The sequence below is a fragment of the Pseudomonas fluorescens genome (assembly GCF_000802965.1).
Taxonomy (GTDB): Bacteria; Pseudomonadota; Gammaproteobacteria; order Pseudomonadales; family Pseudomonadaceae; genus Aquipseudomonas; species Aquipseudomonas fluorescens_A.
In genome coordinates, this window is sequence record NZ_JSAK01000013.1 from 43520 (window position 1) to 56770 (window position 13251).

Annotated in this window: 12 protein-coding genes; 2 read left to right on the forward strand and 10 right to left on the reverse strand. The window is 60.4% G+C overall.

Annotated elements, in window-relative coordinates; all coding sequences use genetic code 11:
* Positions 1-48: 48 nt before the first annotated feature.
* The 5 genes from NL64_RS11075 to leuS form a co-directional block, all read right to left on the reverse strand.
* Positions 49-1371 (reverse strand): lytic murein transglycosylase, encoded by a 1323-nt coding sequence (locus tag NL64_RS11075; protein WP_034148133.1) that lies wholly within the window; start codon positions 1369-1371, stop codon positions 49-51.
* 62 nt (positions 1372-1433) lie between these two features.
* Positions 1434-1598: an alternative ribosome rescue factor ArfA gene (gene arfA, locus NL64_RS11080; RefSeq protein WP_003237016.1), complete on the reverse strand. Its 165-nt coding sequence runs from the start codon at positions 1596-1598 to the stop codon at positions 1434-1436.
* 232 nt (positions 1599-1830) lie between these two features.
* Positions 1831-2868: a DNA polymerase III subunit delta gene (holA, locus tag NL64_RS11085; RefSeq protein WP_034148134.1), complete on the reverse strand. Its 1038-nt coding sequence runs from the start codon at positions 2866-2868 to the stop codon at positions 1831-1833.
* Positions 2869-2907: 39 nt separating this feature from the next.
* Positions 2908-3513, reverse strand: coding sequence for an LPS-assembly lipoprotein LptE (lptE, locus tag NL64_RS11090; protein ID WP_034148135.1), 606 nt, complete (start codon positions 3511-3513; stop codon positions 2908-2910).
* An 88-nt stretch (positions 3514-3601) separates the two neighbouring features.
* Positions 3602-6208 carry a leucine--tRNA ligase gene (gene leuS / locus NL64_RS11095; RefSeq protein ID WP_034148136.1) on the reverse strand — a complete coding sequence of 869 codons (2607 nt, stop codon included), beginning with the start codon at positions 6206-6208 and terminating at the stop codon, positions 3602-3604.
* 280 nt (positions 6209-6488) lie between these two features.
* On the opposite strand from leuS, the gene NL64_RS11100 reads away from it, so the two are divergent.
* Complete coding sequence (locus NL64_RS11100) at positions 6489-6809, forward strand: hypothetical protein (protein WP_034148137.1); 321 nt, start codon at positions 6489-6491, stop codon at positions 6807-6809.
* Between the two features lie 108 nt (positions 6810-6917).
* On the forward strand, positions 6918-7679 hold the full coding sequence (locus NL64_RS11105; protein WP_034148138.1) for a YdcF family protein: 762 nt from the start codon (positions 6918-6920) through the stop codon (positions 7677-7679).
* 100 nt (positions 7680-7779) lie between these two features.
* On the opposite strand, the gene lnt is transcribed toward NL64_RS11105, so the two are convergent.
* From lnt to miaB, 5 genes are all read right to left on the reverse strand, one after another.
* Complete coding sequence (gene lnt / locus NL64_RS11110; protein WP_034148139.1) at positions 7780-9303, reverse strand: apolipoprotein N-acyltransferase; 1524 nt, start codon at positions 9301-9303, stop codon at positions 7780-7782.
* Between the two features lie 15 nt (positions 9304-9318).
* Positions 9319-10158, reverse strand: coding sequence for an HlyC/CorC family transporter (locus tag NL64_RS11115; RefSeq protein WP_007909641.1), 840 nt, complete (start codon positions 10156-10158; stop codon positions 9319-9321).
* 5 nt (positions 10159-10163) lie between these two features.
* Complete coding sequence (gene ybeY, locus NL64_RS11120) at positions 10164-10658, reverse strand: rRNA maturation RNase YbeY (protein ID WP_034148140.1); 495 nt, start codon at positions 10656-10658, stop codon at positions 10164-10166.
* Entirely contained in the window at positions 10651-11655 is a 1005-nt protein-coding gene (locus NL64_RS11125; protein ID WP_034148141.1) for a PhoH family protein, read from the reverse strand. The genes ybeY and NL64_RS11125 overlap by 8 nt, the downstream gene beginning before the upstream one ends.
* Before the next feature lie 213 nt (positions 11656-11868).
* Positions 11869-13197 carry a tRNA (N6-isopentenyl adenosine(37)-C2)-methylthiotransferase MiaB gene (miaB, locus tag NL64_RS11130; protein ID WP_034148271.1) on the reverse strand — a complete coding sequence of 443 codons (1329 nt, stop codon included), beginning with the start codon at positions 13195-13197 and terminating at the stop codon, positions 11869-11871.
* Positions 13198-13251 lie beyond the last annotated feature (54 nt).

A 13251-nucleotide genomic window follows, 5' to 3' on the forward strand; every position in this document is an offset into this window, starting at 1 on the left:
ATTACACGAAACTCTGTAGGAGCTGCCGCAGGCTGCGATCTTTTCTTTTTAGCGGTTACGCAATCCTTCCAGCAACTTGTGCGTCGGATAACCATCCGCCGGCCAGCCGAATGACTGTTGGGCGCTGCGGATCGCCTTGCGTGTATTGGCGCCGATGATGCCGTCGGCGGTGCCCGCGTCGTAGTTCTGCGCGCTGAGCAGGTTTTGCAATTCAATTCGCTCGGTGCGGCTCAACGGCAAATCATCCTTCGGCCAGGTGCCGCTGATCAGGCCCCCGCCATTGAAGCGCTCGGACAACAGGCTCACCGCCAGGGCGTAGGACGACGAGTTGTTGTACTTGAGGATCGCCCGGAAGTTGTCGAGCACCAGGAATGCCGGACCACGATAACCGGCCGGCAGCAACAACGCTGCGGACAGTTGTTCGGTGCCTGGCGGAACCTGGCCGCCGTTAGGCATCATCACGCCCAGTTGCCGCCATTCGGCGACACTCTTGCGGATCGTGCCATCGGCCAGCACGTAGTTGAAGCTGCTCGGCAGTTGCACTTCGAAGCCCCACGGCTGGCCTTTCTGCCAGCCGGAGCTTTGCAGGTAATGCGCGGTCGAGGCCAGCGCATCAGCGGTGCTGCCCCAGATATCGCGGCGACCGTCACCATCGAAGTCCACTGCGTGGGTGTTGTAAGTGGTCGGGATGAACTGCGTCTGGCCCATGGCGCCGGCCCAGGAACCGAGCATTTTCTCGGGTTCGATGTCGCCTTGTTGCAGGATCTGCAGGGCGGCGATCAATTGCGCGTGGGCGAAGCCGGGACGTCGACCTTCGTAGGCCAGGGTCGCCAGCGAGTTGATCACCGACTTGCTGCCCTGGAACTGGCCGAAATTACTCTCCATGCCCCACACCGCGACCAGTACCTGACGGTCGACACCATAGCGCTGTTCGATGCTTCGCAGAATGCCGTCGTATTCGCTGATCAGCGCCTGACCTTTGCGTACGCGCAGGGGGGACAGGGCGCCATCGAGATATTCCCACACCGGTTTTGCGAATTCCGGTTGGCTGCGGTCGGCGCGAATGACGCTGGGGTCGAGGCTGACGTTGGCAAAGGCCCGGTCGAACAGATCGGCGCGGATGCCGGCGGCCAGAGCGTCCTTGCGGAAACCGGCCTGCCACTCGGCGAAGGTCTGGGTAGGCTGGATATCGAGATTTTCGCCGCTCGGCACCACAGGCGGGATGACCGCTGGGGCGGTGGCAACGGGGAGTGACTGAATCGGCTGGGCGTCAGCGGCGGTGGGTTTTTCCGCGCAGGCGACTAGCAAAATGAGGCTGGAGGCAGCAATCAATTGGCGTACGGGCCAACGATGGGAAAGACAAAAGGGCATGCACAGGTCCAGGAAGTACGTATCAAGTGCAGACCTTAACATGTTGAGCGGATGCATGCCTTTCAGGCCGCCAGAAAGTAAGAAGCCTCCCAGCTATCAGACTGGAAGGCTTCGCGGCGGTAGCTGCCTTTGCCCTTGCCGGCTCGTTCCTGGCGGCTGCGGAACAATGGCTGGGCGATGATGGATTTGGCCTTGTTGGGGCCGTGTTTGGACGGCTTTTTGCTCATGATGGTCTCTCGCAAGTGATGGGTTTTTGCGGGGCAAATCATCGGCCGAAGTTGGGGTTCTGTCCAGTCCCGCGATGTGTAGGGAATGATGATCTGTGGCGAGGGAGCTTGCTCCCGCTCGGCTGCGGAGCAGTCGTAAACTTGTAAGCGCGTATTAACAGAAAATGCTCGGCGTTTGGTTTGGGGTTACTTCGTAACCCAGCGGGAGCAAGCTCCCTCGCCACAAAACGCCTTATTCAGCAGGCAACGACAATCTTTGCCCAGCCATCAACAGCGATAACCGACTCAAGCTCATCCACGGCGAACCGGCCGCCTGACCTTTGATCTGCGCATCGATGCGCTGCGCTTCGAGCAACAGTTGCGCCCAGCGTTGCGCCGAATAGCGTTGCAGGGCTTTGCTCATCAGCGGTTTGCGCTTGTCCCAGACCGGCGGTCGCGCCTGGCTGAAGGCTTTGTCCAAGGGCACGCCCTGGCTGTATTGCAGTGACAAATTAGCCAGCAGGCGCAGTTCCCGGGCCAGGGCCCAGAGAATGACCGGTGGTTCGACACCTTCACCACGCAGCCCTTCAAGCATGCGCAGGGCATGGGCGGCTTCACCGTTGAGAATCGCATCGGTCAGCCCGAAGACATCGAAACGCGCGCTGTCGGCTACCGCCGCCTGCACGGTTTCCACGGTGATCTGGCCTTCTTCGGCCATCAATTTAAGCTTTTCGATTTCCTGGGCCGCGGCCAGCAGGTTGCCCTCGACCCGTGCGGCGATCAGCTCGACAGCGTCCTGGCTGGCGGAAAGCCCGGCCTGGGATAAACGCTGGCGGATCCAGCTCGGCAGCTGACTGACATCCACCGGCCAGATCTGCACGAACTGGGTTTGCGGGCCTTCGACCAGCGCCTTGCCCCACTTGGTTTTCTGCGCACTGCCATCGAGTTTTGGCAGGCTGATCAGCAGCAACGTGTCTTCGGCGGGTCGCGAGCAGTATTCGATGAGCGCAGCGGCACCTTTGTCACCGGGCTTGCCGGAGGGCAGCCGCAATTCCAGCAGGCGCTTTTCGGCGAACAGCGACATGCTCGCACCGGCTTGCAGCAACGTGCCCCAGTCGAAACTGGCGTCGGCGGCAAAGACCTGGCGTTCATCGAAGTCCTGTCGGCGGGCGGCGGCGCGGATAGCGTCGGCGGCTTCCTGGCACAGCAAAGGATCATCGCCACTGATGACGTAGACCGGCGCGAGGGCGCCTTGCAGGTGTTTGGCGAGTTGGGCGGGAGCGAGCTTCATAAGAGAGGGCGAACGGGGCGCCTGAGCGCCCCGTAAGTCTTACTGCTGCGGCAGTTCGATAGGCGACTGACGCGGCGTTTCCGCTTCAGCCTTGCGCGCCGCTTCCAGTGCCGCGGCTTCAGCCTTGGCCTTGGCATCGGCGGTCTGCTGCAGCTGATCCAGTTGGGCTGGCGTCAGTTGTTGCAGGCGCAGCATCATCCGCTGAACCAGCTCGCGACGGGTTTCTGTCCGGGCAGTTGCGGCTTCCTGATCGGAACCTACCAGGTTGTTGCCGTCGTGGATAAAGATTTTCTGCACTTCAAGCTTGTCGCTCAGCAGGTCCAGGTCGCCCTTGCCGCGAATGTCGTAGTTGAGGACCGTGGTCACCTGGTACTCGCCAGTACGGCCGGCACCGGCGTAGCTGAGGATGCGCTGGCTTTCCTGCTCATCGGTCAGCACCAGTTTGTACGGTGCGCCGGTATAGACGTTGACGCCGCTGCTTTCCAGCACCTGACGCAGTTGCTTCACGGTTTCACCGTAGGAGTTACGCGCGGTCAGGTCGAGTTCCTTGATCGCCAGTTCGGTGGTACCGGTGCCGCGCAGATGGAAACCACAGGCGCTCAGCAGGACCGCAAGGCCCATCACCAGCAAGTTGCGTTTGATCATTGTGTTGCTCCCCTTGAAACCATGTGGGCCGATCAGGCGGCCCGAAAGGTTTTACGCGGCGCCAGGCATGACCTGGCGCCTGATCCAATTAGCTGGCGACGATGTTGACCAGTTTCCCGGGCACCACGATCACTTTACGAATAGTCAGGCCATCGACGAAACGCAGCACGTTTTCGTTGGCGCGGGCAGCGGCTTCGACTTCTTCACGTGTCGCGCCGGCAGGCATTTCGATCTGGCCGCGGAGCTTGCCGTTGACCTGGATGACCAGCGTCAGGCTGTCCTGCACCAGTGCACTGTCGTCCAGCACCGGCCAGCCAGCGTCGATCACCGGATCGGCGTGACCCAGTTGACTCCACAGCTCATGGCTGATGTGCGGGGTGATCGGCGCCAGCAGCAGCGTCACGGTTTCCAGGCCTTCTTGAACCAGTGCGCGATCCTGTTCGGTACCTTGCGGGGCTTTTTCCAGTACGTTCATCAGCGTCATCACCTGGGCGATGGCGGTGTTGAATTTGTGGTTCTGGCCGACGTCGTGGCTGGCCTGCTTGATGGCCTGGTGGATAGAACGGCGAATGGCTTTCTGTTCGTCGTTCAGGCTCGCAACGTCCAGTTTGCCCGGCAGGCCCTGGGTGACGTGCGCTTGAGCCAGACGCCAGACGCGTTTGAGGAAGCGATGCGAACCCTCTACGCCGGAGTCGGACCATTCCGCGCTCATGTCAGGTGGCGAGGCGAACATCATGAACAGGCGGCAGGTGTCTGCACCGAACTGGTCAATCATCGACTGAGGGTCGACGCCGTTGTTCTTCGACTTGGCCATCTTCTCGGTGCCGCCGATTTCCACCGGCAGGCCGTCCGCGATGAGCTTGGCGCTGATGACTTTGGCTTTGCTGTCGCGTTCGAGCTCGACGTCCGCCGGGTTAAACCAGGTGTAGGCACCGTTGGCTTCGCGACGGTAGTAGGTCTCGGCAATCACCATGCCCTGGGTCAGCAGGTTCTTGAACGGCTCGTTGGAGCTCACCAGGCCTTCGTCGCGCATCAGCTTGTGGAAGAAGCGCGCATAAAGCAGGTGAAGAATCGCGTGTTCGATACCGCCGATGTATTGGTCCACCGGCAACCAGTGGTCAGCCGCCGATTTTTCTACCAGGCCACCTTCAAAGTGCGGCGAGGCGTAACGGGCGTAGTACCACGAGGACTCGACGAAGGTGTCCATGGTGTCGGTTTCACGCTTGGCAGGCTGGCCACATTTCGGGCAGCTGCACTCGTAGAACTCGGGCATGCGCGCCAATGGCGAGCCGGCGCCATCGGGAACGACGTCTTCCGGCAGTACAACAGGCAATTGATCTTCTGGAACCGGCACATCTCCGCAGCTATCGCAGTGGATGATCGGGATCGGGCAGCCCCAGTAGCGCTGACGGCTGATGCCCCAGTCGCGCAGGCGGAACTGGGTGCGCGAGGCGCCCAGTTCTTTCTTGATCAGCGCGACTTCGATGGCATCAAAGGCGCCAGCGAAATCGAGACCATCGAACTCGCCGGAGTTGATCAGCGTACCGTGCTCGCCGTAGGCGTCCTGCCATGGGGCAGGATTGGTGTCACCGGAACTGGTGCGCACCACGGATTTGACCGGCAGGTTGTACTTGTGGGCGAATTCGAAATCGCGCTCGTCGTGAGCTGGAACAGCCATCACCGCGCCATCGCCGTAGTGCATCAGCACGTAGTTGGCGACCCAGACCGGCAGTTTTTCGCCGGTCAGCGGGTGCTCGACGAACAGGCCGGTCGGCAGGCCTTTTTTCTCTTGAGTGGCAACGTCGGCTTCGGCCACGCTGCCGCCCTTGCATTCAGCGATGAACGCTTGCAGCTCAGGGTTGTTCTGCGCGGCCAGAGTGGCCAGGTGGTGTTCGGCGGCCACGGCAACGTAGGTCGCGCCCATCAGGGTGTCCGGGCGGGTGGTGAAGACTTTCAGGGCGCCGGTTTCGCCGATGGAATCGACGTTGTACGGGAACTGCACTTCCATGCCGCGGGACTTGCCGATCCAGTTGCGCTGCATGGTCTTGACCTGTTCAGGCCAGCCAGTCAGATCGTCGAGGCTCTCCAGCAGCTCATCCGCGTAGGCGGTGATCTTGAAGTAGTACATCGGGATTTCGCGCTTTTCGATCAGCGCGCCGGAACGCCAGCCGCGACCGTCGATCACCTGTTCGTTGGCCAGGACGGTCTGGTCGACCGGGTCCCAGTTTACGGTGCCGCTTTTTTTGTAGATCACACCTTTTTCGAACAGGCGGGTGAACAGCCATTGTTCCCAGCGGTAGTAATCCGGCTTGCAGGTGGTCACTTCACGGGACCAGTCCACCGCCAGGCCCAGGCTGCGCAGCTGGGATTTCATGTAGGCAATGTTTTCGTAGGTCCACTTGGCGGGCGCTACGTTGTTCTTCATCGCGGCGTTTTCCGCCGGCATGCCGAAGGCGTCCCAACCCATGGGTTGCAGGACGTTCTTGCCTTGCATGCGCTGGTAGCGGGATATCACGTCGCCGATGGTGTAGTTGCGCACGTGCCCCATGTGTAGTTTGCCGCTGGGGTAAGGGAACATCGACAGGCAGTAGTAAGTCTCCTTGCCTGGCTGTTCACTGACTTCAAAGGACTTTTGCTCGTCCCAGAATTTCTGGGCGGCGGCTTCAATTTCACGGGGCTGATATTGTTCGTGCATGGCTACTTTTGAACTGAATAGGGGTGGCCTAATCCTCTTCAATGCGACGCTGGACGGTGAACGCGCCAATTCGGCGTTTCGGTGTCCAGACGAGCTGGAAGTGGAGTTACAGGAAGCGCCGTAGCATACATGACCGCACTCTATCGAGGGAAACCCTGATTACGGCCGCGCGTCTCGCGAAAACGGCTGCGAGGGCCGTTGGTCGCGGCGTTCAGCCGGTTTGTTCATGGAAGCTAAGCTCTAACTGGGGAGTAGGTCTTATCTTCCAATGAGGTGAGGGATGGTTGAGTCACAGCGAAAAGCTACAAAACCGGAGTTGTACGAAAGACTGATCGATCGTCTTGGAATGGCCCTGGAAGCGGCAAAAACCGCTGGCCGTCTGCGTGATGAACGCCCGCTGGAGCTGGAATTGCGTGGCCTGAGCCCCGCAGAGTTTGCCCTGGTCAAGGCGTATCTGGATCGTTGTGAGCGTGAGACGCACGGATGCTTGTCTGAAGCAGTGAAGCAACTCGACGCACCACGTTCGGCCAAGATTATCTGGCTCAAGGACAAAGTACCCGGTAGAGACGCGGTAAAGGTCCGGTCTCTGCAATTCAAGTAAGGGTATAGAGCCGCGCTCCAGGGGCTTTTTTGAAGCATAGTCCTTCCGTATTTATTGTCCCATCGCGTCAACCCACTTAGGCTTCGAGCATCTTCATGGAGATGCTCGATGCCTTTTCGTTATTTCGTGAAACAACTTCTATTGCCTCCCGGCATTTTGTTGCTGCTGTTGGCGCTTGCCTGGTGGTTGCGTCGCTCAAGGCCGAGGCTCGCCGGTTTGTGTTTTGCTCTGGGTTTGGGCGGCTTCTGGCTGATGAGCCTGCCCGTCGTGGTGCAGTGGAGTGCCAAGTTGCTGGAACGTGAGCCGCCGCTGGCCATGAACGAATGGGCAACGCTGGGGCAGCGCGCGGATGCCATCGTGATTCTGGGTTCGGGACGCGAGCGAGGCGATCCGGCGTGGGGCGCCGACCAGCCAACCGGGGTGGGACTGGAACGCCAGCGTTATGCGGCCCGCCTGGCCAAGGCCTCGGGCCTACCGGTTCTGACCAGTGGCGGCCTGCATTATGGTACGCCGCCGACCGAGGCGAAATTGATGGCAGATTCACTGCGCGATGATTTCGGCGTGAACGTGCGCTGGCAGGAAGGACGCAGCCGCACGACCTGGGAGAATGCGCAGTTCAGCGCCGAAGTGTTGCTGCCCGAAGGGATCAAGCGCGTGGTGGTGGTGACGCAAGCCTGGCATATGCCACGAGCGGTCTGGAGTTTCCGCAAGGCCGGGTTTGAGGTGGTGCCAGCACCGGTTGGATTTTTAGGCGTGGACAACGCCCGGCCACTGGGTGGCTGGATGCCAGAGTTCAAATCGATCTGGCAGAGCGGGCAACTGTTGAATGAGGCGGTGGGGCAGATCGGGTATTCGTTGTTTTATCGGTAAAAGATCACAGCCTGCGGCAGCTCCTACAGTTGGAATGCAATCCCCTGTAGGAGCTGTCGAGTGAAACGAGGCTGCGATCTTTTGCAGGCGCTACGAATCTTCAGACAGTCTTGGCCATCCGGCTGGCAATCAACGCCCAGCCAAACAGCAGCACGCAAACAATGATCAGCGGCCACGAACGCCATTCCAGATAGGGCGTCAGGTTGTGCATCGGCACCACTTCGCCGTACAGGATGCCGCGTTCGAACTGCGGGATCTGCGTGGTGATCTGCCCAAACGGGTTGATCAGGCCGGTCACGCCGTTATTGGTCGCGCGGATCATCCAGCGACCAGCCTCCAGCGCGCGCATCTGAGCCATTTGCAAATGTTGCAGCGGGCCGATGGACGTGCCGAACCAGGTGTCGTTGCTGATCGTCAGCAACAGATCGCTCTGGGCGGCGAGGCTGGCGGCGAACTCCGGATACACCACTTCGTAGCAGATGAACGGCGCAATCTGATAGCCCTTGGCTTGCAGCATAGGCTGATCTGCAGGGCCTCGGGCAAAGTCCGACATCGGCAGGTCGAAGAAGGCGATCAGCCCGCGCAGCACATCCTGCAGCGGTACGTATTCGCCGAATGGCACCAGTTTCTGCTTGAGGTAAGTGCCATCGCCTTCACCGGCCACAGTGATGCCATTGAAGAAGCGTTTTTCATGACGCACGACTTCGCGGATGGGCACGCCGGTGATGAACGCCGAATCCCGATCGGAGGCGAATTTGCCCATCATGTCCAGGTAGCCCTCGGCGGACTCCTTGAGTACCGGGATCGCGGTTTCCGGCCAGATCAGCAGGTCGACGCGCTTGGAGCTGAAACTCATGTCGCGGTAAAGCGCCAACTGCGCGTTGAGCTGCGCCGGGTCCCATTTCATGCTTTGTTCGACGTTGCCCTGAATCGCCGCCACACTCAGCGGAGCACCGGCCGGGCTGGTCCAGGCGTGATGCTTGAGTGCCAGGCCGGCGACCCAAGGACCCACCAGCAGCAGGGCGCCCATCGCGATGAAAGCCTTGCGGCCCGTGCGAACCAGGCGCATGCCGTTGTAGATCAGTGCGGCGGTCAGGGCCAGCGTAAAGGAAATCAGCCACATCCCGCCGACGGGGGCGAGCCCGGTCAACGGGCCGTCGAGTTGGCTGTAACCGGAGTAGAGCCACGGAAAACCGGTGAGGAACCAGCCACGGAAGGCTTCCTGGCCAACCCAAAGTGCCGCGAACGCCAGGGCATCGGCCAGCGGCGCTTCGTTGCGACGCAGCCATCGCGCCCAAAGCCAGGCCGGCAGGGCGAAGAACCAGGCAATCGCGGCTGTAAAGATCAGCATCAGGAACCCGGCCAGCAGCACTGAAGCGCCGCCGAAGTGGTGAATGCTGTAGTAGATCCAGCTGGTGCCGGCGCCAAACAGGCCGAAACCGAAGCACCAGCCACGACCCAAGGCCTGGCGTGGGCTCAGTTCACGCAAGCCGGCATAGAAAAGCCCGACCGCCAGCAATGCCAGCGGCCAGATATCGAATGGCGCCAGGGCCAGGGTGGTGATTGCACCGGCCGCCACGGCCAGCAGGTTACCGGGCCAGCCGGGGCGGGTTGTCCAGCGCATTTCAATCCTTAGGTTTTACCGGGCGATAGGCGTCAAACGTAGCAAATGAATCCGACGGCTGTCGGCGTTCAGGATGCGGAAGCGATAGGCGCCGATTTCAGTGATTTCGTTGCGTTTCGGCAAGTGTCCAAACGCGCTCATCACCAGACCGCCGACAGTATCGAACTCGTCGTCGGAGAATTCGCTGTCGAAGAACTCGTTGAAGTTCTCGATCGGCGTCAGGGCCTTGATCAGGAAGTCACCGCTGGGCAGCGGCTTGATGTAGCTGTCTTCTTCGACGTCATGCTCGTCTTCGATATCGCCGACGATCTGTTCCAGCACGTCTTCGATAGTCACCAGACCCGCCACGCCGCCGTATTCGTCGATGACGATGGCCATGTGGTTGTGATTGGCGCGGAACTCGCGCAGCAGCACGTTCAGACGCTTGGACTCCGGCACAAAAGTGGCCGGTCGCAGCAGGTCCTTGATGTTGAAGCTGTCGCCGTTCTCCTTGAGGATCAACGGCAGCAAGTCCTTGGCCAGCAACACGCCCATCACGTCATCGTGGCTTTCGCCGATGACCGGGTAGCGGGAGTGGGCCGAGTCGACCACGGCCGGCAGGAACTCGCGAGGTGTCTGGGTCGCCTTGATGCTGATCATCTGCGAGCGCGGGACCATGATGTCCCGTACTTGCAGGTCAGCGACCTGGATGGCGCCTTCGACGATGGCCAGCGCTTCGCTGTCCAACAGTTTGTTCTGGTGTGCATCGCGCAGCAGCTCCAGCAGCTCCTGGCGGTTCTTCGGCTCGTGGGCAAAAGCCTGGGTGAGCTTACCCAGCCAAGACTTCTGCCCGTTGCTCGATCGATCTTCGCTCATAGCGATTACTCTGAATCCTTTGTTGTTTCGGTAGGGGGGACTTCGATTTCGTCGTCCGCGTACGGATCGGGAAAGCCCAGTTCTGCAAGCAACGTTCGTTCCAGTGCTTCCATCTCTTCGGCTTCGTCATCATCTATATGGTCGTAACCGAGCAGATGCAAGCAGCCGTGAATCACCAGATGCGCCCAGTGGGCCTTGAGTTCCTTGCCTTGCTCGGCGGCTTCGCGCTCGACCACTGCCACGCAGATCACCAGATCGCCCAGCAGCGGGATGTCGAGAAACTCGTCCGGAACGTCTGCCGGGAACGACAGGACGTTAGTGGCGTAATCCTTTTGCCGCCAGGTGTTATTCAGTTCGCGGCCTTCGGCTTCGTCGACCAGGCGAATGGTCATCTCGGAGTCGGCGGTGCGCTGGCGCAGGGCCAGTTCGCACCATTGGCGGAACTCGGCTTCGCTGGGGGCGGGCGCTTCGGTCGCGAGTTGCAGATCAAGCTCAAGCATCGCGTCGGCTGTCCTTTGGCGCTTCATCGGCCACACGATTCTCGAAGCGCTCGTAGGCTTCGACAATGCGCTGCACCAGCGGGTGACGCACGACGTCCTTGGGCATGAAGTGGGTAAAGCTGATGCCCGGCACGTCTTTCAGCACTTCGATCACATGGTGCAGCCCCGACTTGGTGCCTTTCGGCAGGTCGACCTGGGTGATGTCACCGGTGATGACGGCGGTCGAGCCGAAGCCGATCCGGGTCAGGAACATTTTCATTTGCTCGACGGTGGTGTTCTGGCTTTCGTCGAGGATGATGAAACTGTTGTTCAGCGTCCGGCCGCGCATATAGGCCAGTGGCGCAACTTCGATTACCTGGCGTTCGATCAGCTTGGCGACGTATTCAAAGCCGAGCATTTCGTAGAGCGCGTCGTAGAGCGGACGCAGGTATGGGTCGATCTTCTGGCTCAGGTCGCCGGGCAGGAAGCCGAGTTTTTCGCCAGCCTCGACCGCCGGACGAACCAGCAGGATGCGGCGAATTTGCTCGCGTTCCAGGGCGTCCACCGCACAGGCAACGGCCAGATAGGTCTTGCCGGTACCGGCCGGGCCGATGCCGAAGTTGATGTCGTTACCGAGGATTTCCTTCACGTAGCGCAGCTGATTCAAGCCGCGAGGGCGAATCATGCCTTTTTTGGTGCGTAGGGCGACGGACGGTTCAGCGGGCGAGTGGTTGTCCAGTGCCTCGACGGCGGATTCCTGCAGGAACAGGTGAACCATGTCTGGCGACAGCTCGGTACCCTTGGTTTCCCGGTACAGGCGGCGCAGGAGGTTTTCCGCGGAGGTGGTGTGTTTGGGCTCGCCGATCAGCTCGAACTGATTGCCGCGGTTGCGGATCTCGATGGTCAGGCGCTGTTCGATCAAGCGCAGGTGCTCGTCGAATTGCCCGCACAGATTGGCGAAGCGACGGGCCTCAAAAGGCTCGAGGATAAAACGATGTGGTTCGATGGGTGCGTTCAAGGTCGTATTTAGCCGCCCTGGGGCAATAGTGATGAGTTCAAGGATAGCGCCAGTGGCGTGGGTGCGAAAGCTCTTAAATGGATCAACCCATTCTCAAGAACAATGCATTTCACTGTGGGAGCTGGCTTGCCAGCGATGGCGATGTAACGGGCGACATCGTTGTCGGGCTTGCTGGCCCTCTCGCTGGCAAGCCAGCTCCCACAGGGATCGGTGTTATTGGATCAGCGAGCCCCGCAGCGAGTGCGGTTGCGCGGCATCGATGTGTACGTCGGCGAACTGGCCGATCAAAGTCGGATTGTCGCAGCGGAAGTTGACGATACGGTTATTTTCGGTCCGGCCTTGCAACTCGCCCGGATCTTTTTTCGAATAATCGGTGACCAGAATCCGCTGGATCGAGCCGACCATTTGTCGGCTGATCTCGAAACCTTGCTGGTTCAAGCGATGTTGCAGGGCATTCAGGCGCTCTTTTTTCAGCTCTTCCGGCGTCTCGTCGGCCAAGTCGGCGGCCGGGGTGCCCGGGCGCTGGCTGTAGACGAACGAGTAGGAAAAGTCGAAACCCACGTCCTGAATCAGCTTCATGGTTTGTTCGAAGTCTTTCTCGGTCTCGCCGGGGAAGCCGACAATGAAGTCCGAACTGATGCAAATACCCGGCACGGCGGCGCGCAGTTTGCGCAGTTTGGATTTGTATTCCAGCGCGGTGTGGTTGCGCTTCATCGCCGCGAGGATGCGGTCCGAGCCCGACTGCACCGGCAGGTGCAGGTGCTTCACCAGTTCCGGTACTTCGGCGTGGGCCTGGATCAGGCTGTCGGAGAACTCCAGCGGGTGCGAAGTGGTGTAGCGGATGCGGTCGATGCCATCGACGGCGGCGACTACCCGGATCAGCTCGGCCAAATCGGCCAGGCGACCGTCGTGGGTGGTCCCGCGATAACCGTTGACGTTCTGCCCCAGCAGGGTCACTTCGCGCACGCCGTGTTCAGCCAGGTGAATGATCTCGGCAATCACGTCGTCGAACGGCCGGCTGACTTCTTCGCCACGGGTGTAAGGCACCACGCAGAACGTGCAGTATTTGCTGCAACCTTCCATCACCGACACGTAGGCGCTCGGGCCGTCAATGCGCGGCTCTGGCAGGTGGTCGAATTTTTCGATTTCCGGGAACGAGACGTCGACTTGCGGCAGTTTGGTGATGCGCGCGGCGTCGATCATTTCCGGCAGACGGTGCAAAGTCTGCGGGCCGAACACCACGTCAACGTACGGGGCACGATCGCGAATGGCCGCCCCTTCCTGACTGGCCACGCAACCGCCGACGGCGATCACCATGTCCGGGTTGGCCAGTTTCAGCTCGCGCCAGCGGCCCAGTTGTGAGTAGACACGGTCCTGGGCGCGCTCGCGAATCGAGCAGGTGTTGAGCAGGATCACGTCGGCGTCTTCAGCACGGGCGGTCACTTCCAGGGCCTGGTGTTCGCCCAGCAAGTCGACCATGCGCGAGCTGTCGTACTCGTTCATCTGGCAACCGTGGGTTTCGATGTAAAGCTTCTTGGCCATGGAAAGAGTCATCACGTGATTCAAAGAACCGCGCATTATAGGGAACATGTACCC